This is a genomic window from Azospirillum brasilense (genome assembly GCF_003349955.1).
Lineage (GTDB): Bacteria > Pseudomonadota > Alphaproteobacteria > Azospirillales > Azospirillaceae > Azospirillum > Azospirillum brasilense_B.
On the sequence record NZ_QLKQ01000009.1, the window covers coordinates 90,089 to 110,936 of the forward strand.

Below are 20,848 nucleotides of genomic sequence, written 5' to 3' on the forward strand. Positions count from 1 at the left end.
CCCCTCCCTGTTACGGCTTGAGCACGACCTTGATGCAGCCGTCCCGCTTGTCGCGGAAGGTCTGGTACATGCCCGGCCCGTCGGCCAGCCCCACGGTGTGGGTGATGACGAAGGACGGGTCGATCTGGCCCTCCTGGATGCGGCGCAGCAGGTCGTCGGTCCAGCGGTTGACGTGGGTCTGGCCCATCCGCCAGGTCAGGCCCTTGTTCATCGACATGCCGAAGGGGACCTTGTCAATCAGCCCGCCATAGACGCCGGGGATCGACAGCGTGCCGGCGGGGCGGCAGACATACATCATCTCGCGCAGCACATGGGCGCGGTCGGATTCCAGGGCCAGCGCCTGCTTGGCGCGGTCGTACATGGAATCGAGCGTGGCGGTGGCGTGCGCCTCCATGCCGACGGCGTCGATGCACTTCTCCGGACCCTTGCCGCCGGTCAGCTCGTTCAGCCGCTCGACGACGCTTTCCTCTTCGAAGTTGATGGTGATGGCGCCGCCGGCCTTGGCCATGGACAGGCGCTCGGGCACGCGGTCGATGGCGATGACCTGCTTGGCGCCCAGGAGGACGGCGCTGCGGATCGTCATCTGCCCGACCGGGCCGCAACCCCAGATCGCCACCGTGTCGGTCGGCTGGATGTCGCACTGCGCCGCCGCCTGCCAGCCGGTGGGGAAGATGTCGCCGAGGAACAGCACCTGCTCGTCGGTCAGCCCGTCCGGGATCTTCACGTGGGTGCGGTCGGCGAAGGGGACGCGCACATACTCCGCCTGCCCGCCCGGATAGCCGCCGGTCAGGTGGGTGTAGCCGAACAGCCCGGCGGTGGTGTGGCCGAACAGCTTGTCGGCCATCGCCTTGTTGCGGTTGGAGCGTTCACAGACCGAATAGTTGCCGCGGCGGCACTGGTCGCACTCGCCGCACCAGATGGTGAAGGGCACGACGACGCGGTCGCCGACCTTCAGGGCGCTCTTGGCCTCGGCCCCGACATCGACGACCTCGCCCATGAACTCGTGGCCCATGATGTCGCCCTTCTCCATGCCGGGCATGAAGTGGTCGTAGAGATGCAGATCCGAACCGCAGATGGCGCAGGACGTGACCTTGACGATGGCGTCGCGGGGCTGCTCGATCTCCGGGTCGGGGACGGTGTCGTAACGGATGTCCGCGGTGCCGTGCCAGACCAGGGCTTTCATGGGAAGCTCCTCCGTGGGGGGGTGGGGATGGGGCGGCAGACCGTCGATCAGTGATGGCCCGAGCCGGGCTCGGCCTGCTTGCGGTGCTGCTCGGCCAGCACGCCGGAAGGCGTCACGGCGGCCACGGCGGTCTGCAGCTTGTTCTTCCAGCCAGCCACCACGTCGCCGTCGCCGCGCATCATCGCGTCGAAGCCGACCTTGGCGACCATCGCCGGGTCGTCCTTCTTGCCTTGGCCGATCCGGGTGTCCTCCATGCCGGCGCGCTCGAAGAACTCGGTGTCGGTGGCGCCGGGCATCAGGCAGGTGACCGTCACCCCGGAGTCCTTGATCTCGTGGCGCAGCGCGAAGGAGAAGGAATCGATGAAGGCCTTCGTGCCGTTGTAGACCGCCTGATAAGTGCCGGGCATGAAGCCGGCGATCGAACCGGTGATCAGGATGCGGCCCTGCTTGCGGTCGCGCATGCCGCGCCCGACCTTCTGGATCAGGTACAGCGTGCCGGTGATGTTGGTGTCGATGACGTGCCGGGCCTCCTGGAAATCCTGATCGAGGAAGCCGTGGCCCAGCCCGTGGCCGGCGTTGGCGAGCAGGGCGTCGACCGGCCGGCCCTTCACCGCCGCGCAGAGCGTGTCGACGCCGTCGAGGGTGGCGAGGTCCGCCTGAACCGTCTCCACCGTGACGCCGAGCGCGCGCAGCTCCTTGGCGGCCTCCTCGATGGCCGGATCGTCGGCGGCAATCAGGAGGTCGAAGCCGTTCCGGGCGCATTCCTTGGCGAGTTCGAGCCCGATGCCGGTGGACGCCCCGGTGACGATGGCAAGGGAATGGGTGGCTGCACGAGCCATGGGAACGGTCCTCTTTGCGAAGCGGGAGAGTCCCTCAACCCAACTGGCACCGACAGCCGTTGGTTCCGCCTTTTTCGCCGCCGTCCTTTGCCATTCGGGGCAAGCGCAGCGAAGCGATGCCGCGGAAAAGTGCATAAGTCTTAATCAGGTCGGCCTCGTGCCCAATTTTTGATCGCGCTAAGGGTCAGGCCCCAGCGTTTCCGCGCCGTTCCGGTTGGCACGCCGCTTGCTCAACAGTCTTGTATACAAGATTGGTGCGGCAGCCTGATGACCCAGCTTCCCGACAGCATCGAAGACAGCGTGATCTCCGCCATCCTGGGCGGCCGCCTTCGGCCCGGCACCCGGCTGGGCGAGGCGAAGCTGGCCGAGGTCTACGGCGTGTCCCGCACCCGCGTGCGCGAGGCGATGATGCGGCTGGAGACGCGTGGCATCGTCCATGTCAGCGCCCGGCGCGGCTGGTTCGTCGTCGAGCCCTCGGCGACGGAGGCGCGGGCCGCCTTCCAGGCGCGGCGGGTGATCGAGACCGGGATGCTGCGCGATCTGCACACGCTTCCGGGGGACGCCGTCGCCCACCTGCGCGCCCATGTCGAGGAGGAGCGCGAGGCGCTGCACACCGGCCATGTCGGGTCGCGCACCTGCCTGCTCGGCGACTTCCACATCCACCTCGCCCACGCCTTCGGCAACGCCTTCCTGACCGACATCCTGCGCGACCTGACCGCGCGCACGACGCTGGTCTCGATGCTCTACCAGTCCGACCAGGACGCCGCGGCGTCCAGCGACGACCACGCCGGCATCGTGACGCTGCTGGCCGACGGCGACTACGCCGGGGCGGCGCGGCTGATGGACGAGCACATCCGGCGGGTCGAGGACGGCCTCGACCTCGCCGCCGCCCCCGATCCCCTGGCCGGCCTGCGCGAGATCCTCTCGCCCGGCGCCCCCGCCTGACCCTTTCACGCAAACCATTCCATCCAGCAAAACCGGAGGAGTTAGAGACATGAAGCGCAGGACCCTGCTCGCCCTGGCCGTCGCCGCCGTCGCCGGCCTGTCCATCGCCCAGGCCCCGGCCGCGCGGGCCGACGCCCTTCAGGACATCACCAAGCGCGGCACGCTGCGCGTCGCCGTTCCGCAGGACTTCCCGCCCTTCGGCTCGGTCGGCCCGGACATGGCCCCGCTCGGCTACGACATCGACGTGGCCAAGCTGATCGGCGCCAAGATGGGCGTGAAGGTGGAGTTGGTGCCGGTCACCAGCGCCAACCGCATCCCCTTCCTGCAGACCAACAAGGTCGATCTGGTGATCTCCAGCCTCGGCAAGAACGCCGAGCGCGAGAAGGTCATCGACTTCACCGACGCCTACGCGCCCTTCTTCAACGGCGTCTTCGCCCCGGCCGGCGTCACCGCCGCGAAGCCGGAGGATCTGGCCGGCAAGACCGTCGGCGTGACCCGCGGCGCCATCGAGGATCTGGAGCTGACCAAGATCGCCCCGGCCGACGCGGTCATCAAGCGCTACGAGGACAACAACGGCACCATCTCCGCCTTCCTGTCCGGTCAGGTCGAGGTGGTGGCGACCGGAAACGTCGTGGCGGCGGCGATCCTCGCCCGCAACCCGCCGAAGCGGCCGGAGCTGAAGTTCCTCATCAAGAACTCCCCCTGCTACATCGGCCTGAGCAAGGAGCAGCCGGCCCTGCTGGAGAAGCTGAACGGCATCCTGGCGGCGGCCAAGGCCGACGGCTCGCTGAACGCCATCGCGCAGAAGTGGCTGTCCGCCGACCTGCCGAAGGACCTTTGACCCAGGGACCTCTAAGGACGATGGGGCCGGGGCGTCGCGGGTGGCTTCGGCCGCCACGGCGGCCCGGCGCACGGGGGGCTGACCGGAGGGCCGCATGACCTACCGCTTCGATTATTCGTGGATCGCCGAATACTGGCCCGTCATTCTGAAGGGGCTGGTGACGACGGTCGAACTGACCCTGATCGGCACGCTGTTCGGGGTGGCGCTGGGCATCGCCTGCGCCTGGACGCGGTCGCTCGGCCCGCGCTGGCTGCGCCCGCCGGTCGTCGCCTATGTCGAGCTGATCCGCAACACGCCCTTCCTGATCCAGCTCTTCTTCATCTTCTTCGGCCTGCCGTCGCTCGGCGTGCAGATGACCGAGTTCCAGGCGGCGGTTCTGGCGATGGTCATCAACCTCGGCGCCTACAGCGGCGAGATCATCCGCGCCGGCATCGAGGCCACCCCGCGCGGCCAGTTTGAGGCCGGGGCCAGCCTCGCCATGACGCGATTCGAGACCTTCCGCCACGTCGTGCTGATTCCGGCGCTGCAACGGATCTGGCCGGCGCTGTCGTCGCAGATCGTCATCGTCATGCTCGGCTCGTCGGTGGTGTCGCAGATCGCGGCGGAGGACATCACCTTCGCCGCAAACTTCATCCAGTCGCGGACCTTCCGCGCCTTCGAGAGCTATTTCCTGACCACCGGCCTCTACCTGTTGCTGGCGCTGGCTCTGCGGCAGGCGCTGCGCGGCGTCGGAAACAGGCTGTTCCCGCGGAGGGCCGCGCGATGATGACCTTCACCCTGTGGGACATCCTGCGCAACCTGCTGCTGGCGGCGCGCTGGACGGTGGTCCTCTCGCTCGTCTCCTTCATCGGCGGCGGGCTGTTGGGGATGGCGCTGCTCTACCTGCGGATCGGCAAGGCGCGGGCCGGACGGATGTTCGTCCAGGGCTATGTCGAGCTGTTCCAGGGCACGCCGCTGCTGATGCAGCTCTTCCTGGCCTTCTTCGGGCTCGGCCTGTTCGGCATCGACGTGCCGGCCTGGCTGGCCGCCGGGCTGGCGCTGATCCTGTGGACGGCGGCCTTCCTGGTGGAGATCTGGCGCGGCTGCGTGGAATCGGTGGCCCGCGGCCAGTGGGAGGCGTCGGCCAGCCTTGGCATGGGCTACGTCCAGCAGATGCGCTACGTGATCCTGCCCCAGGCGGTGCGGGTCGCCGTCCCGCCCACCGTCGGCTTCTCCGTGCAGGTGGTGAAGGGCACGGCGCTGACCTCGATCATCGGCTTCGTGGAGCTGTCCAAGGCCGGCACGGTCGTCACCAACGCGACCTTCGAACCCTTCACCGTCTACGGGCTGGTCGCCCTGATCTATTTCGCGCTGTGCTGGCCCCTGTCCAAGAGCAGCCAGATTCTGGAAAGGAAGCTCAATGTCGCTCATCGCAATCACTGAGGTGAAGAAGCGCTTCGGCGACGTCGAAGTCCTGAAGGGGATCAACCTGGACGTCGAGCGCGGCGAGGTCGTCGCCATCATCGGCAAGAGCGGTTCGGGCAAGAGCACGCTTCTGCGCTGCGTCAACGGGCTGGAGATGATCGACGACGGCTCGATCATGGTGGCCGGCGCCCAGCTCATCGACGATGAGCTTCACCTGAAGGCGTTGCGGCTGAAGGTCGGCATGATCTTCCAGCAGTTCAACCTGTTCCCGCACCTGTCGGCGGGGCGCAACGTCATGCTGTCGCAGATGGTCGTCAAGAAGACCCCCGCGCGCGAGGCGGAGGCGATGGCCCGCCGCATGCTGGAGCGGGTGGGCTTGGGCCACAAGTTCGACGCCTACCCCGACCAGCTCTCCGGCGGGCAGCAGCAGCGCGTCGCCATCGCGCGGGCGCTGTCGATGCAGCCGATGGCCCTGCTGTGCGACGAGATCACCTCGGCCCTCGACCCGGAGCTGGTGAACGAGGTGCTGGCCGTGGTGAAGGAACTGGCCGCCGACGGCATGACGCTGATGATGGTGACCCACGAGATGCGCTTCGCCCGCGAGGTCTGCGACCGGGTCGTCTTCATGCACCAGGGCCGCGTGCACGAGATCGGCCCGCCCGAGGAGGTCTTCGGCAACCCCCGGACCCCGGAGCTCCGGCAGTTCCTGGGGGCGCAACTGGTCGTCTGACGGGTGAAGGATATCCCTCTCCCGCCCCGGGAGAGGGAAGGGGCCCGCGCCGCAGGCGTGGGAAGGGTGAGGGTAACACCAAGAATCAGCCTCTTAATCCTTGCACGACCCTCACCCGCCCGCTTCGCGGGCACCCTCTCCCGGGGCGGGAGAGGGACTCTTTAATCGGCTCAGCGCGCTGCGGTCTTCTCGCTCACCACACGCGGGGTGTCGATCATGTCGGCGACGAACTCCGCCAGACAGCGGTAGCTGAGGTCCTTCAGGTGCAGGCCGTCGGTGCTCAGCACCTGATCGGCGGCGAAGTGGCGGCTTTCCAGCCACCAGGCCATGATGCGGTAGCGGTCGAGCACCGGCACGTCGAGTTCGCGGCCGAGCGCCACCACGGTGGACGCGTAGGCGGGGTAGGACTCGACCTTGGCCTCGCCGGGGAAGGACTGCGGGTTCATCAGGATGACGTCGGCGCCGGTCTTGCGGATGCGGGCGATGCCGTCGCGCAGGGTGGCGGCGAAGGCGTCGAGCGGCACCTTCTGGAAGCTGTCGTTGGTCCCGACCTGCCAGACCACGAGGTCCGGCTTGGCGGCCAGCACGTCCTTGTCGAAGCGGACGAGGTTGGCCCCCGCCGTCTCGCCGCCGATGCCCTTGTTCAGGACCTGGATGGCCGAGGTGGCGTGACGCTGCTCCAGAATGGCGTCGAGCTGGGCGGGGTAGGTGGCGGTGATGGCGGTGGCCCCGACGCCCTCCGTGCTGGACGACCCCATCGCGACGACCGTCAGCGGCTGCCCGGCGGCCAGGGCGGCCCGGCTGTGCGTCAGTCCGGCGGTGGCCGGATCGGCACCGGGCGGGACCGGGCACAGCGCCGACGCGGCGGCGGCACCGCTCCACAACACCCAAGCGGCCATCAGTCCGCCAAGCACCCGTCCCGTCATGAGCCACGCTCCCCTGGTTCGCCTCGTCGAGGCACGCTGTCTGAGAGCCATGGTCAGGCGATCATGGTTAACGCATCGCTAAGCGGGGGAGCGGCTAACCCCAATTCGTTGCTCGTCAAAAGGGATGCTTTGCCGGGCTCGTCTGTATTCGGAATACGGACGAACGGGTGGGGGGCGCGTTATGACCAGGCACCATCTTCTGGATGGCCTGCGCGGCTATTTCCTCGTGTTCATGCTGGTGAACCACATCTGGTTCGACGGGGGAAATCCGGTTGCCCTGGTCAATCACAACCAACTCGCCTTCGTCGAGGACGCGCAAGGCTTCATTCTCATCTCCGGGTTGATCGTCGGGCTTTATTACGGACGGCTCTACGCCGCCGGGCGGGACGAGGAGGCCGGCAAGCGCCTGCGCGCCCGCGTCTGGCAGCTTTACCTGTACACAGTGGCGGTCTTCGCCGCCGTCGTCGCGATGGCGCTGCTGATCCCCGGCGCGCGCAGCGGCTGGGAGTCGCAACTGGGCAGCGCGCTCGGCCCGGCGCTGCCGGCGGTCCTGCTGCTGCTGCACCAGCCGGCGCTGATGGACATCCTGCCGCAATACATGCTGTACCTCGCGGCGTCGCCGCTGCTGATCCGCCTGACGCTCGCCGGCAAGGGCGGGGAGGTCATCGCGGGGAGCTTCGCCCTGTGGGCGGCGGTGCAGTTCGGCCTGCATCTGCCGCTGGCCGCGTCGCTGGAGGCGCTGGCCGGCTCGGTCATTCCGGACTTCGCGCTGCGCGGGCACTTCAACCCGCTGGCGTGGCAGATCGTGTTCGTCACCGGGCTGGTGATCGGCACGCTGATGGCGGCGGAGCGGATCGACCTGCGCCCCTGGCTGTCCCCGGACCGCACGCTGCTCGCCCGGATCGCGCTGTATGTGGTGCTCGCCTTCATGGCGTGGCGGCTGGCCTTCACCTTCGACCTCGTGCCGGAGGACATGGCGGCGCGTTTCTGGAGCCTGCACGACCGCACCGAGTTCAGCCTGATCTTCCTGGTGAACTTCGCGGCGCTGGCCTTCCTGGTGACGTGGCTGCTGTCCGCCGGCGTCGAGGCCGCGTCCCCCGCCGCGCGCTGGGCGGGGCAGGCCCTGCAACGGCTCTTCCTGTTGCGCTTCCTGCGCTATCTCGGCGGCCATTCGCTGCAGGTCTACGCCTACCACGTCGTGCTCGCCTACGGGATCGTGCTGATCGACGAGGCGGTGCGGCCGGTGGGCGCCCTGGGCAAGACGGCCATCACGGTCCTGGCGGTCGCCAGTCTGGCGCTTCCGGCGTGGCTGCACCGGCGCGTCGCCGTGCCGGCATCGGGGGGTGGGAAGGTCCGCCGCGCCACGGCGGCCGGAGCGGACCGGCGCGCGACGACCTGAGGCGAGTGCGCGGGCTGCCGCTTGACGACCCGAGCCAGGACACCCGAGCCACGAAACCAAGCCGTCTCCGCACCGTTCGATCAACGGGTGTGGTTGTTTGATACCGGCGAGCGGAGCCGCTGACTTACGGTCGTGTCCCGCGACGTGGTGTAGGAGCGGCTGTGGGGAACCGGCGATCCGCCGGGCGATCGACGCCTGCGTCATCCACGCCCATTTCGAGCTGACGGAGCGCGCCGGGCCGGGCGACAGCGAGGCCAAGCGTCTGTCCGATGTTCAACCGCCGCGCGGCCAGCGGACCATCCATGCATCACGGCGCATCCCCTGCGTCCCCGTCAGGATGGAAGCGACGGCACGGCGGCGAGCAGCCGGCGCGTGTAGGGATGTTCCGGTGCCGCAAACAGACGGTCGCTCGGCCCCTCCTCGACGATGTCGCCGGCGGCCATCACCATGACCCGGTCGGCGACGGCTTCGACCACGGCGAGGTCATGGCTGATGAACAGGTAGGTCAGACCGTGCCGCTCCTTCAGCGCCGCCAGGAGGCGCAGGACCTGCGCCCGCACCGACACGTCCAGGGCGGAGACCGCCTCGTCGAGAACGATGATCTTCGCTCCGGCGGCGAGCGCCCGCGCGATGGCGACGCGCTGCGCTTGCCCGCCCGACAGCTCGTGCGGGTAGCGGTCCAGAATGGCGGGATCGAGGTCGACCGACCGCACCAGCTCGGCCAGCCGGTCCTCCCGCTCCCCGGACGGCACGCCGGCCAGGAAGCGCAGCGGCGCCGACAGGGTCCGCCGGACCGTCTTGCGCGGGTTGAGCGAGGACAGCGGGTCCTGGAAGACATACTGCACCGTCCGACCCAGCGCCCGCGGCCCGCCGACGGCCAGCTCGGCGAGGGGCCGCCCGTCGAGCAGGACGGTCCCGCCGGTCGGACGGCTCAGCCCGACGAGGCTGCGGGCGAGCGTCGACTTGCCGCTGCCGGACTCACCGACGATCCCCAGCGTCTCCCCGAACGCCACCCGCAGCGACACGGATTTCAAGGCCGTGACCGCCGGGCGCGACCGCCCGAACAGGGAGCGGCCGAACAGGGAACGGCGCGCGGCATAGGTCTTGACCAGACTGCGGACCTCGACCGCCCAGCCCGCCCCGGACGATGACCGCGGCGGCGGCTGCTCCGGGCGCCGGGACCGCCCGAGGACCGGTACGGCGGCGAGCAGGCGCCGGGTGTAATCGTGGCGCGGGCGGGTGAGGACGCTGCGGGTGTCGCCCTCCTCGACGATTTCCCCCTGGAACATCACGGCCACCCGGTCGCAGAGGCGGGCGATGACTCCGAAATCGTGGCTGATGAAGACGAGGGCGAGACGGCGTCGTCGGCGCAGATCGTCCAGCAGGTCCAGGATCTCGGCCTGGACGGTGACGTCGAGCGCGGTGGTCGGCTCGTCGGCGATGATCAGCTCGGGGTCGTTGGCGAGCGCCATGGCGATGCCGACGCGCTGGCGCTGCCCGCCCGACAGCTCGTGCGGGTGGGCGTGGGCGAGGCTGGCCGGATCGGGCAGCTTCACCGCGGCGAACAGCTCCACAACCCGCCGCTCGGCCTCGGCTCGCGGCACCGGGCGATGGGCGCGCAGCGCCTCGGCCACCTGCGCGCCGACCGGCATCAGCGGATGGAGCGTCGTCAGCGGGTCCTGGAAGACGTAGGCGATCCGCCCGCCGCGCAGCCGTTGCAACGCCCCGACCGGCAGCGCCAGCAGATCGTCCCCGCCGAACCGCACCGCGCCGCCGCGCACCACCCCCGGCGGCGAGGCGACGAGGCGCGCGATGGACAGCGCCGTGACCGACTTGCCGGACCCGGACTCGCCGATGATGCCCAGGCATTCGCCGGGGGCGACGCGCAGGCTGACGCCCTTTACCGCGTCCACTGGCCCATCCACCGTGTCGAAGGCTGTGCGCAGGCCGGTGACCTGCAGCAACGCGCCGGAGTCCGGCGCCGCGTTTCCCGTGTCGTCTTCGGCGGCCCGCGCCACCCGCGTGGCGGCGCCCGGCGCGCCGGGGATGCCGGAGCGCAGGCGCGGGTCGAGCGCGTCGCGCAGCCCGTCGCCGATCAGGTTCATGCTCATCACGATCAGGAAGACGACCAGCCCCGGCACCGCCGCGACGTGCGGCGCGGTGATCAGCGCCTTGCGCCCCTCGCTCAGCATCGAGCCGAGATCGGCCTGCGGCGGCTGCGACCCCAGCCCCAGGAAGGACAGGCCGGCGGTCTCCAGGATCATCCAGCCCACGGTGGTCGAGGCGGTGATGACGATCACCGGCAGGACGTTGGGCAGCACCTCGCCCAGCAGGATGCGCGCCTCGCCCATGCCGGACAGGCGCGCCGCGTCGACGAACTCCCGATGGCGCAGGCCGACGGTGGCGCCGCGGACGTTGCGCGCGAAGAAGGGTATGTTGGCGACCACCACGGCGTACAGCGCGTTGAGCAGCCCCGGCCCCAGCGCCGCCACGATGGCGAGCGCCAGCAGCAGGTAGGGAAAGGCCATCAGCACGTCGATGCCGCGCATCAGCACGCCGTCCGTTCGCCCACCGGCGTAGCCGGCGACGAGGCCGATGGCCGACCCGACCAGAGCCGCGAGGAGGGAGGCCGCGACCCCGACCCCCAGGCTCAGCCGCGTCCCCCAGACCAGCCGGGCCAGCACGTCGCGCCCCAGCGTGTCGGTTCCGAGCCACGCCCCGGCGCTGAAGGGCGGCAGCAGGCGCCGGGCGGGATCAATGGCGTCCGGGTCGGCCAGCGGCAGGACGGGCGCGGCGAGCGCGGCCAGGACGATCAGCGTCAGCAGCGCAAGCCCCAGCGCCGCCAGCCGGTTCCGCGTCACGCGGCGCAAGAGAGCCAAGCCGCCCTTCATGGCGCGATCCTCGGGTCGAGCAGCCGTTGCAGGATGTCGGCCAACAGGTTGAACAGCACATAGCTGGCTGCGACCACCAGAACGCCGCCCTGGACCAGCAGCACGTCGCGCGTCGCGATGGCGTTGACCAGCATGCGGCCGATGCCCGGCCACTGGAACACCGTCTCGATGTAGACCGCCCCGCCCAGGACGAAGCCGGCCTGGATGCCGATCACCGGGATCACCGTCACCATGGCGGCCCGCAGCGCGTGGCCGAACACCACGCGGCGCTCCGTCAGCCCCTTGGCGCGGGCGGTGCGGACGAAGTCCTGGCGCAGCACCTCCAGCATGGCCGAGCGCGTCAGCCGGGCGATCACCCCGGCGGCGACGATGGCGAGCGTCGCGGCGGGCAGCGCCAGATGCCAGAGCAGGTCCGGCAGGTCGCCGCCGCCGTAGATGGAGACCATGCCGCTCACTGGCAGCAGGCGCCAGCGCACCGAAAAGACCAAAATCAGCAGCAGGCCGAGCCAGAAGGTCGGCATGGAGATCCCCACCAGGACGGCCAGCGTCACCAGCTTGTCGGCGAGGCCGAACTGCCGCACCGCCGACAGGATGCCGGCCAGCAGCCCGAGCAGCGACGCCAGCACCAGCGCCGCGCCGGCCAGCACCAGCGTGGCGGCGAAGCGCTCCGTCACCTCGTCGAGGACCGGCCGGTTGAGGCTGGAGGAGCGCCCGAGGTCGCCCGTCAGCACGTTGCCCAGCCACGTCGCGTAGCGCACCGGCAGGCTGTGGTCGAGGCCGAGGTCCTGGCGGAGCCGCGCCACGTTCTCCGGCGTCGCGTAGGGGCCGAGAATCGCGGTCGCCGGATCGCCGGGGATCAGCGCCATGATCAGGAAAACGATCACGCTGAGCCCGAACAGCACGGGGACGAGCGCCGCGAGGCGGCCGAGGATGTAGGACCCCATCGGCCCCCTCAGTCCTTGGACACGCGGTCGAGCCGCAGGAAGAAGGACGGCTCCAGGGCGAAGCCGCGCACCGCCGCGGTGGTGACGGCGTTCTGCTTCCAGTGCGCGACGAAGGCCCAGGGCGCGTCCTCCACGATGATCCGCTCGGCCTGTCGGTAGAGCGACCCCCGCTCGTCCCGGTCGCCGCTGCGCCGCGCTTGTTCCAAGAGGCGGTCAAGCTCCGGATTGGCGTAGTAGCCGGAGTTGAAGCCGCCCGCCTCCGGCAGGGCGCCGGAGCGCAGGGTCAGGTACGGCAGGGTGTCGGGATCGTTGGTCATCCAGGCCATCTCGGCCATGTCCGCCGCCTCGCTCAGCCCGCCGTTCACCCGCGCCAGGAAGCTGTTCCACTCATAGGTTTCGATGGTGACGGCCAGCCCCACGGCGGCGAGGTTCGCCTGGATCGCCGTCCCCATGGCGACGGGGTCGAGCATCCCGGACCCGCCCTCCGCCACATAGAAGGTGAGCTTCGCCCCCTCCGCCCCGGCTTCCTTCAGCAGCGCCCGCGCCTTGTCTGGGTCGTAGGGGTAGCCCGTGACCGCGGGGTCGGTGGCCCAGGCGAAGGCGGGGGCGATGGGTCCCTTGGCCGGGATCGCCGTGCCCTGCAGGAGGCTGTCGGCGATGGCCCGCTTGTCGATGGCGTAGTTCACCGCCTGCCGGACGCGCCGGTCCTGCAGCGGCCCGTGCCGGGTGTTCAGGATCAGGAACCAGAGATGCGGCCCGGCCTGCTCGTGCACCCGAAAGCCGTCGCCGTCGCGGAACTGGGACAGCGCGTCCGCCGGCACCTCCACCATCACGTCGAGGCCGCCGGCCAGCATCTCCATCGCACGGGTGTTGGGGTCGCTCACCGGGCGGAAGATCACCGCGCGCAGCTTGGGCGGCGTGCCCCAATAGTCCGGATTGCGCTCGATGGTCAGGCGCCGGCTGCCCTGCCACTCGACGAAGCGGAAGGGGCCGGTGCCGACCGGCCGCCGGCCGAACCCCCGGCCTTCCCTCATCACGGCGGCGGGCGAGACGATCAGGCCGGTCGGATAGGCGAGGTTCGAGAGGAAGGGCGCGAAGGGCTCCTTCAGCGTGATGCGGACGGTCAGCGGGTCCGGCGCCTCGACCCGGTCGATGGCCGCGAAGAAGAAGGCCAGCGGGAAGGGGCCGGTGTCGGCGGCGGGGTGCGTCTTGTCCAGCATGCGGTCGAAGTTGAACTTCACCGCTTGGGCGTCGCAGGGCGTGCCGTCGTGGAAGGTGATGCCTGGACGCAGCGTGAAGCGGTAGGTCAGCCCGTCGTCGGAGACGCTCCAGCGCTCGGCCAGAGCGGGCTCGACGTCCAGGGTTCCCGGCCGGTAGCGGACCAGCCCCTCATACAGGTTGACCAGGATGCGGAAGTCGTTGGTGGCGGTGCTGACCGCCGGGTCCAGCGACGCCGGTTCGGCGATCTGACCGACGACCAGCACGTCCTTCGGCACCGGCGCCGCCCGGAGAGGCGCGCCCGGCAAGGCGAGAAAGGCGCCGAGCAGCAAGCCCGCGAGCGCGCGTCGGAATCCGGTCATTGCGTCCCAGCCGTCGAAATCGATCCGACCTTATCAATGCCGGGAGGGGGAGGTTGTTGCGCCGCTTCCGCTCCGCCGAGGGTGTGTCGCGGGTCAGTCCGGCTCGCGGCAGGCGGCGAGAATCCGCCCGCGCAGCCAGCGGTGGGCCGGGTCGGCGTCCTGCCGGGGGTGCCACATCTGCGTCACCACGACCTCGCCCAGGACGGTCGCCAGACCGGCGGGAAGCGGCAGGGCGCGGACCCCGGCCACGCCCGCGGCGAGCTGGCGTTCGGACACCAGGGCGGTGAGGTCGGAGGCGCGGACGATCGCCAGGGCCGCCGGGAAGCTCGGCACCACCGCCGCCACCTTGCGCACGAGGCCGAGGGCGGCCAGCGCCTCGTCCATCCGGTCGCGCACCAGCCCGCGCCGCGAGGTCAGCACATGGCCGCAGGCGGCGTACTGGTCCGGCGTGACCGTCTCCTGGCGGGCCAGCGGGTGGCCCTCCCGCACGGCGGCGACCAGCCGGTCGCGGAGCAGGCTCTGCACCTTCAGCTCCGGCGTAGTTTCCGAATGCACCCCGATGTCGAGGTCGATCAGCCCGTCGCGCAACGCCTGCGCGTCGCGGTTGCCCCTTGGCGCGAAGCGCAGCAGGACGCCGGGCGCCTCGGCGGCGACGCGGTTCACCAGCCGGGCCCCGTAGACCTCGATGAAGCTCTCGCTGGCGCGCAGGGTGAAGCCGCGCTCCAGCCGGGCGATGTCGATGGCCTCCGCCGGACGCAGCGCCGCGCGGACCTCCTCGGCGAGGCCGGGCACCCGCTCCCGCAACTGGATGGCCCGCGGCGTCGGGACGAGGCCGCGCCCGGCCCGGACGAGCAGCGGGTCCCCGGTGACCGCGCGCAGGCGCGCCAGGGTGCGGCTCATCGCGGACTCGCTGAGGCCGAGCCGCCGCGCCGCCTTGACGACGCTGCCCTCCGTGAGCAACGCGTCGAGCGCGAGGATGAGGTTGAGATCGGGATCGGTCATGGAGACGAAGGCTAACACATGGCGTCTGGTGCAGGAATAACCTGCACAGGCGGCGTCTTCCGCCATGACTGGGGGAGAGCAAAATTGGTCCAACCCTTGTTGGAGACGCCCCGTTGGAGACGCCAATGCCCCGTTCCACCACCGCCCGGACACCCGATTCCCCACATCCCGACGGGCTGCCCATGCCCCGCCGCGCCGTGGCCGGCGCGTCCGTCATCGCCGCGATCGTGCTCGTCGTGCTCGACGCCGCCATCGCCAACCTCGCCCTGCCGACCGTCGCGAACACCCTCGGGGTTCCGCCCGCCGACACCGTCTGGATCATCACCGCCTACCAGCTGGCGCTGGTGATCGCGCTCCTGCCCGTCGGCGCCCTTGGGGAGAGTCTCGGGCACCGCCGGGTGTTCACCGGCGGGGTGCTGCTGTTCACCGTGGCCTCCGCCGGCTGCGCCCTGGCGCCGACGCTGCCCTGGCTGATCGCCGCGCGCTTCGTTCAGGGGCTGGGCGGGGCGGCGGTGATGGCGCTGGGCGTCGCTCTGCTGCGCTTCGTCTACCCGCAGCGGCTGCTCGGCGCCGCCATCGGCTGGAACGCCCTGGCCATCGCGCTCGCCTCGGCGGCGGGACCGACGATCGGGGCGGGCATCCTCGCCGTCGCCCCCTGGCCGTTCCTGTTCGCGGTCAACATCCCGGTCGGCCTCGTCGTGCTGGCGACCGCCCGCGCGCTGCCCGCGGTCGCGGGAACCAGCCGCCGCCTCGATCCGGCCAGCGTCGCCCTCAACGCCGGATTCTTCGCCGCCCTGGTGATGGGGGCCGAGACCGTCGCGGCGCAGCCCCTGCGCGGCGGCGCGCTTCTGCTGGCCGCGGCGCTCTGCCTTGCCGGGCTGGTGCGGCGCGAGAAGGACCGCGAGGCGCCGCTGGTCCCGCTCGACCTGCTGAGGGTGCGCTCCTTCCGCCTGTCGGTGATCGCCTCGGTCCTCTGCTTCACCGGCCAGATGGCCGCCGCCGTGGCGCTGCCCTTCTATCTGCAGCACGGGCTCGGCCAGGGCATCGTGACGGCGGGGCTGTTCCTGGTGCCGTGGCCGCTGGCGACCGCCGTCGCCGCACCCATCGCCGGCCGGCTGTCCGACCGTGTGGGCACGGGCTGGCTGTGCGCCGTGGGCGGCCTGCTGCTCGCCGCCGGCCTCGCCCTGGCGGCGGTCTGGCCGCTGGAGCGGGACCCGCGGCCGCTGCTGGCCTTCATGGTGATGTGCGGCTTCGGCTTCGGGCTGTTCCAGACACCCAACAACCGCAACATGCTGCTGACCGTGCCCAAGGCGCGCAGCGGCGCCGCCGGAGGGATGCAGGGCACCGCGCGTCTGGTCGGGCAGACCGCCGGCGCGGTGCTGATGACCGTGCTGTTCTCGCTGCTGTCCGGCCCGGAGGCGGCGCCGCGCCTCGGCCTCGGCCTGGCCGCCGCCCTCACCCTGGCGGGCGGCCTGACCAGCCTGCTGCGCGTCCCCGCGAAAGGCGCGGCGGAGGCCGTGGAGGCGCCGGCCCTCCGGTGATCGTCAGCCGCGCCGCGCCGCCTCGATCGCCGCCTCGATCGCGGCGACGTCGATCTTCGTCATGCCCATCATCGCTTCGAAGGCGCGCCTCGCTTCCTCGCCGCCGGCCGCCAGCGCCTCGGTCAGCACGCGCGGCGTGATCTGCCAGGAGACGCCCCAGCGGTCCTTGCACCAGCCGCAGGCGCTTTCCTGCCCGCCGTTGCCGACGATGGCGTTCCAATAGCGGTCGGTCTCCTCCTGGTCGTCGGTGGCGATCTGGAACGAGAAGGCTTCGGTGTGTTTGAACGTCGGCCCGCCGTTGAGGCCGAGGCAGGGGATGCCGGCGACCGTGAACTGCACCGTCAGCACGTCGCCCGCCTTGCCGGACGGGTAGTCGCCGGGCGCGCGGTGAACGGCGCCCACCGAACTGTCGGGAAAGACCGTGGCGTAGAAGCGGGCCGCGGCCTCCGCGTCCTTGTCGTACCAGAGGCAGATCGTGTTTTTGGCGGTCGTCATGGCGTATCCCTTCCCTGTCGGTGCGTTGCCGATGCGCGTGAGGATACGCCCCGGCCCCTGTTGACGGGAAGGTTGCAATCCCTTTCGCAGAGGTGGCGCATGAGCGACCCGAAGAAGCCGGACGACACCGCCGTTCATCCCCCGCGCAGCTACGACCCCGACAGCCGGAAACCGGCGAGCGACCGCCCCAATGATCGGGACGAGGCCGCGCCCGGCACGCCGGGAACCGGCGAGGATATCGACCCGAGGACCGGCGAGACCTTCACCGAGGGCATCGGCGGCGCCTGATTTCCGCCGTCGCCGCCCGCCCTTAGCGTCCGGCGGCTAAAGCCTGCATGGTCACGCGGGCGGCGCTGGCGATGTGATCGTCGTAGAGCTGGCGCGTGCGGGCGGTGTCGCGGGCGGTGATCGCCTCGTAGATCTCGCGGATCTCGCGGATCGTGTTGGGCAGGCGCCCCGGTTCGGCCAGCGACACCCCGCGCAACAGCTGGATGCGGTTGTGCAGCGCCTTGAGGATCTGCGCCATCGTCGGGTTGCCGCAGCCGGCGATCAGCGTGTCGTAGACCATGGTCTTCGCCGTGCGGATGCGCGCCGGCACGCCTTCCGCCGCCGCCGCCTCGAAGGCCGCCATGGCGTCGGCGAGGACCGCCCACTGCTCCGGGCTGGCCTGGGCGATGAACTCCGCCGCCGCCAGACTCTCCAGCGCCCCGCGCACCTGATAGATCTGCCGGACATCCTCCGCCGTCAGGGTCACCACCTCCAGCCCGCGCTGGGGCACGTTGTGGACCAGCCCCTCCGCCTCCAGCTGGCGCAGGGCCTCCCGCAGGATCGGGCGGCTGACCTGCAACGTCTCGCACAGCTCGCGCTCGACCAGCCGGTCGCCGGGGGAATAGCGCCCGTCGGCGATGGCCGCGCGCAACAGATCGATCACCTGCTGACGCAGGGGAGCGGCGACGCGGACAATATTTATCGGCAAATTTGACATAAAGTTTCTCTTCTTGTCAGACAGTATGACGATATGCTTGCGCCACACTACCACCTTCGATTAGCATACGTATCAACGACGATCCAAGGTGGCGGCCCAGAGGGCCAAACGCCACACCCACCACACCATACCATCACCTCGCACACAGGAGGCAGGCGTGCAGCGGAGTGCACAAGCGAGCGCCGTTTCAAAAAGCGCCGGCGAGCCTGAGGCGGCGTCCGATCCCAACCGGCAGAGGCGACGCGAGCGGTTGCTTCAATTCGGCACGCTGGTCCTGTTGCTCGCCGTCTGGGAATTCGCGGCGCGCGACGCGAACAAGCTGCTGGTCGCGGTGCCCAGCGACATCGCCGTGGCGACCTGGGAGCTGCTGCTGAACGGCGAGCTGTTCTGGGCCACGCTGGACAGCATGTCGACCTTCGTCCTGGGCTTCATCATCGCCTCGGTCATCGGCATCGTGATCGGCTTCGCGATGGGCACCAACCGCACGGTGGAGGTGATTCTCGATCCCTACATCAACGCGCTCTACGCCATGCCGCTGGTGGCCCTGATCCCGATCCTGATGCTGTGGGTGGGCATCGGCTTCCTGGCCAAGATCACGATCATCATCCTGTTCGCGGTCTTCCCGGTGATCATCAACACGGTCACCGGCGTGAAGAACGTCGACCGGCACTATCTGGACATCGGAAAGGCCTTCATGGCCTCGCGGTTCATGGTCTACCGCCAGATCATCGCGCCCTACGCCTTGCCCTATGTGGCGAGCGGGCTGCGCATCGCGCTCGGCCGCGGCATCATCGCGATGATCGTGGCGGAGTTCCTGACCTCCATCTCCGGCCTCGGCGGCCTGATCATCAACTACACCAACGCGTTCGAGACGGCCAAGGCCTTCGCCCCGGTCCTGGTGGTGGCCCTGCTCGCCAACGCGCTGACAGTTCTCGTTCAGAAGGTCGAAGAGCGTTTCGGCCGCTGGCGCCGCCGCTGAGCGGCCCCCCCTTAACACCACACGCGCCCCACACCACACCGGATTTGAGGAAGGAAGAGGGATCATGAGCATGATGTCCCGTTCGCTGAAGGCCGCCCTGCTGGCGGGTGCCGTCTCCGTGGCGATGAGCACCGCCGCGCTCGCCGCCGACGCGCTGAAGATCGGCATGCCGGCCAAGATGTTCCTGAACCTCGTCGAGTTCGTCGCGCAGGACCAGGGCTTCTATGAGAAGAACGGCCTGACGGTGGAGCTGGTGCACATCGCCGACAGCTCCATCCCCGTGCGCTCGCTGATCGCCGGGGAACTGGACGTCAGCCAGGCCGGCATGTCGGAGACGCTGGCGGCGGCCGACAAGGGCGGCACGCTGAAGACCATCGGCGGCGTCCACACCGGCCTGCATTACGCCTTCTACGCCAACGCCGCGTCGGGCGTGAAGGACGTCACCGACCTGCCGGGCAAGAAGGTCGGCATCTCCTCCCCCGGCTCGCTGCCGCACGTCGTCATCACCGCCCTGATGCGCCAGGCCGGCATGAGCGAGGATCAGATCAAGTCGGTGCAGTGGGTCTCGCTGAAGGGCTCCTCGGCCCGCATCAACGGCATCCTGACCGGCACCATCGACGCCACCGTCTCCAACTACGACCCGAAGGCCGCGCACGACAAGAACGCCAAGGTGCTGTTCGTCGTCTCCAAGAAACTGCCGAACTACGTGATGACCCCCTGGGACGTCAACGACGCGACCATCGCCAAGAAGCGCGACGTGCTGAAGCGCTTCGTCAAGGCGGAGCTGGAGGCGACCCGCTGGATCTTCGACAACGAGAAGGGCGCGCTGGACGTCGCGAAGAAGCACTTCGACTACAACGACGAGCAGCTCGCCGAATTCTACGAGTTCTACAAGGTCGGCGGCATCTGGAACCCGAACGGCACCGTCACCGCCGATCAGGCCAAGTACATGCAGGAGCTGAACGTCGAAGGTGGTCTGCAGAAGGCCGTCCACCCGGCCGAGAAGGTGCTGGACACCAGCATCGTCCAGGAGGTGCTGGCGGAGATCGGCACCTACAAGCAGCCGTAATCCTCCTAAGGCCATCGCCTGCGGTATCCCCTCTCCCCTCCGGGGAGAGGGTTAGGGTGAGGGGGTTGTACGTGTTGAAACGTTCGGCCAAAGCGCATCCCCCTCACCGGTCCTTCGGGCCACCCTCTCCCCGCTTTCGGCGGACCGAAGGTCCGTCTGTCGCGTCAGCGCAAACGAAGTTCGCGCGTGAGCGGAGGGGAGAGGGCTACGAAGGCCGAATGCGATAGTCCCGACCGCTTCCTTCCCCATTCCGCCCGCCGTCCCGCTTCAAGACCCGGTGCCGTCCCATGCCCAAGCTGTCCGTCCGCAACCTGACCAAGCGCTTCCCGGTGTCCGGAGGGCCGTCGATGACGGCGCTCGACGGCGTCGACCTGGACGTGGAGGAGGGTGAGTTCATCGCCTTCGTCGGGCCCAGCGGCTGCGGCAAGACCACGCTGCTGCGCATCATTCAGGGGCTGGAGACGGCGACCAGCGGCGAGATCCTCATCGACGGCAAGCCGGTCACCGGCCCCGGCCACGACCGCGGCTTCGTCTTCCAGCAGTACGGCCTGCTGCCCTGGCTGACCGCCGCCCAGAACATCGGCTTCGCGCTGGAGGCCAAGGGCATCCCGCCGAACCGCCAGGGCGAGACGACGGAGCGCGTGCTCGCCACCGTCGGGCTGAAGGGCTTCGGCGACCGCTTCCCGCACCAGCTCTCCGGCGGCATGCAGCAGCGCGTCGGCATCGCCCGCGCCCTGGCGATCGAGCCGGAGATCATGCTGCTCGACGAGCCGTTCGGCGCGCTCGACGCGCTGACCCGCGAGATTTTGCAGAACGAGATGCTCGGCCTGACCGAGCGCATGGGCAAGACGATCCTCTTCGTCACCCACAGCGTGGACGAGGCCGTCTGCCTCGCCGACCGGGTGGTGGTCATGTCGCCCCGCCCCGGCCGCATCCGCGAGATCGTGCCCATCGACATCCCGCGCCCGCGCGCCAGCCTGGGCGAGGCGCTGCGCGACACGCCGGAATACGTCGCCAAGCGGCACCAGCTGTGGAACCAGCTCATGGACCTGGTCTGAGGGACCTGGTCTGAGCGCCCCCCTTCTCCGGAACCCA

The 20,848-nt window shown here is 69.9% G+C and carries 20 protein-coding genes; 11 read left to right on the plus strand and 9 right to left on the minus strand.

Features of this window, described 5'->3' with window-relative positions:
* Positions 1–10 precede the first annotated feature (10 nt).
* Both DXK32_RS06370 and DXK32_RS06375 read right to left on the minus strand, forming a co-directional pair.
* Complete coding sequence (locus tag DXK32_RS06370) at positions 11–1,183, minus strand: zinc-dependent alcohol dehydrogenase (RefSeq protein WP_114857741.1); 1,173 nt, start codon at positions 1,181–1,183, stop codon at positions 11–13.
* 47 nt (positions 1,184–1,230) lie between these two features.
* The gene (locus tag DXK32_RS06375) at positions 1,231–2,022 is read right to left on the minus strand and encodes an SDR family NAD(P)-dependent oxidoreductase (protein ID WP_114857742.1); all 792 of its coding nucleotides are present in this window, start codon (positions 2,020–2,022) and stop codon (positions 1,231–1,233) included.
* A 267-nt stretch (positions 2,023–2,289) separates the two neighbouring features.
* On the opposite strand from DXK32_RS06375, the gene DXK32_RS06385 reads away from it, so the two are divergent.
* From DXK32_RS06385 to DXK32_RS06405, 5 genes are all read left to right on the plus strand, one after another.
* Positions 2,290–2,967 (plus strand): GntR family transcriptional regulator, encoded by a 678-nt coding sequence (locus tag DXK32_RS06385; RefSeq protein WP_040134628.1) that lies wholly within the window; start codon positions 2,290–2,292, stop codon positions 2,965–2,967.
* A 49-nt stretch (positions 2,968–3,016) separates the two neighbouring features.
* Positions 3,017–3,808 carry a transporter substrate-binding domain-containing protein gene (locus tag DXK32_RS06390; protein ID WP_014197882.1) on the plus strand — a complete coding sequence of 264 codons (792 nt, stop codon included), beginning with the start codon at positions 3,017–3,019 and terminating at the stop codon, positions 3,806–3,808.
* A gap of 94 nt (positions 3,809–3,902) precedes the next feature.
* Positions 3,903–4,574 (plus strand): amino acid ABC transporter permease, encoded by a 672-nt coding sequence (locus DXK32_RS06395; protein ID WP_114857743.1) that lies wholly within the window; start codon positions 3,903–3,905, stop codon positions 4,572–4,574.
* On the plus strand, positions 4,571–5,230 hold the full coding sequence (locus DXK32_RS06400) for an amino acid ABC transporter permease (protein ID WP_094305082.1): 660 nt from the start codon (positions 4,571–4,573) through the stop codon (positions 5,228–5,230). Before DXK32_RS06395 ends, DXK32_RS06400 begins: the two co-directional genes overlap by 4 nt.
* Entirely contained in the window at positions 5,208–5,942 is a 735-nt protein-coding gene (locus DXK32_RS06405) for an amino acid ABC transporter ATP-binding protein (protein WP_114857744.1), read from the plus strand. Before DXK32_RS06400 ends, DXK32_RS06405 begins: the two co-directional genes overlap by 23 nt.
* A 170-nt stretch (positions 5,943–6,112) precedes the next feature.
* On the opposite strand, the gene DXK32_RS06410 is transcribed toward DXK32_RS06405, so the two are convergent.
* Complete coding sequence (locus DXK32_RS06410; protein ID WP_114857745.1) at positions 6,113–6,868, minus strand: SGNH/GDSL hydrolase family protein; 756 nt, start codon at positions 6,866–6,868, stop codon at positions 6,113–6,115.
* Positions 6,869–7,049: 181 nt separating this feature from the next.
* On the opposite strand from DXK32_RS06410, the gene DXK32_RS06415 reads away from it, so the two are divergent.
* Positions 7,050–8,267 carry an OpgC family protein gene (locus DXK32_RS06415; protein ID WP_114857746.1) on the plus strand — a complete coding sequence of 406 codons (1,218 nt, stop codon included), beginning with the start codon at positions 7,050–7,052 and terminating at the stop codon, positions 8,265–8,267.
* A 332-nt stretch (positions 8,268–8,599) separates the two neighbouring features.
* Here DXK32_RS06415 and DXK32_RS06420 read toward each other — a convergent pair whose 3' ends face one another.
* From DXK32_RS06420 to DXK32_RS06435, 4 genes are all read right to left on the minus strand, one after another.
* Positions 8,600–11,158, minus strand: coding sequence for an ABC transporter ATP-binding protein/permease (locus DXK32_RS06420; RefSeq protein ID WP_114857747.1), 2,559 nt, complete (start codon positions 11,156–11,158; stop codon positions 8,600–8,602).
* On the minus strand, positions 11,155–12,102 hold the full coding sequence (locus tag DXK32_RS06425) for an ABC transporter permease (protein WP_114857748.1): 948 nt from the start codon (positions 12,100–12,102) through the stop codon (positions 11,155–11,157). Before DXK32_RS06425 ends, DXK32_RS06420 begins: the two co-directional genes overlap by 4 nt.
* Positions 12,103–12,110: 8 nt before the next feature.
* On the minus strand, positions 12,111–13,682 hold the full coding sequence (locus tag DXK32_RS06430; protein ID WP_114857749.1) for an ABC transporter substrate-binding protein: 1,572 nt from the start codon (positions 13,680–13,682) through the stop codon (positions 12,111–12,113).
* Between the two features lie 93 nt (positions 13,683–13,775).
* Positions 13,776–14,684 carry a LysR family transcriptional regulator gene (locus DXK32_RS06435; RefSeq protein WP_114857750.1) on the minus strand — a complete coding sequence of 303 codons (909 nt, stop codon included), beginning with the start codon at positions 14,682–14,684 and terminating at the stop codon, positions 13,776–13,778.
* 125 nt (positions 14,685–14,809) lie between these two features.
* Here DXK32_RS06435 and DXK32_RS06440 point away from each other — a divergent pair, with 125 nt between their 5' ends.
* Positions 14,810–16,225: an MFS transporter gene (locus tag DXK32_RS06440; RefSeq protein WP_114857751.1), complete on the plus strand. Its 1,416-nt coding sequence runs from the start codon at positions 14,810–14,812 to the stop codon at positions 16,223–16,225.
* A gap of 3 nt (positions 16,226–16,228) precedes the next feature.
* Here the strand turns inward: DXK32_RS06440 and DXK32_RS06445 are convergent, their stop codons facing one another.
* On the minus strand, positions 16,229–16,720 hold the full coding sequence (locus DXK32_RS06445) for a VOC family protein (protein WP_114857752.1): 492 nt from the start codon (positions 16,718–16,720) through the stop codon (positions 16,229–16,231).
* A 99-nt stretch (positions 16,721–16,819) separates the two neighbouring features.
* Here DXK32_RS06445 and DXK32_RS06450 point away from each other — a divergent pair, with 99 nt between their 5' ends.
* A complete protein-coding gene (locus DXK32_RS06450; protein ID WP_114857753.1) occupies positions 16,820–17,008 on the plus strand; it encodes a hypothetical protein in 189 nt (62 codons plus the stop codon).
* A 22-nt stretch (positions 17,009–17,030) separates the two neighbouring features.
* Here DXK32_RS06450 and DXK32_RS06455 read toward each other — a convergent pair whose 3' ends face one another.
* Positions 17,031–17,705, minus strand: coding sequence for a GntR family transcriptional regulator (locus DXK32_RS06455; protein WP_282184568.1), 675 nt, complete (start codon positions 17,703–17,705; stop codon positions 17,031–17,033).
* A gap of 157 nt (positions 17,706–17,862) precedes the next feature.
* Between DXK32_RS06455 and DXK32_RS06460 the strand changes: the two genes are divergently transcribed.
* From DXK32_RS06460 to DXK32_RS06470, 3 genes are all read left to right on the plus strand, one after another.
* Entirely contained in the window at positions 17,863–18,684 is an 822-nt protein-coding gene (locus tag DXK32_RS06460; RefSeq protein WP_114857755.1) for an ABC transporter permease, read from the plus strand.
* 64 nt (positions 18,685–18,748) lie between these two features.
* A complete protein-coding gene (locus tag DXK32_RS06465; protein WP_114857756.1) occupies positions 18,749–19,753 on the plus strand; it encodes an ABC transporter substrate-binding protein in 1,005 nt (334 codons plus the stop codon).
* A gap of 287 nt (positions 19,754–20,040) precedes the next feature.
* The gene (locus DXK32_RS06470; protein WP_114857757.1) at positions 20,041–20,811 is read left to right on the plus strand and encodes an ABC transporter ATP-binding protein; all 771 of its coding nucleotides are present in this window, start codon (positions 20,041–20,043) and stop codon (positions 20,809–20,811) included.
* Positions 20,812–20,848 lie beyond the last annotated feature (37 nt).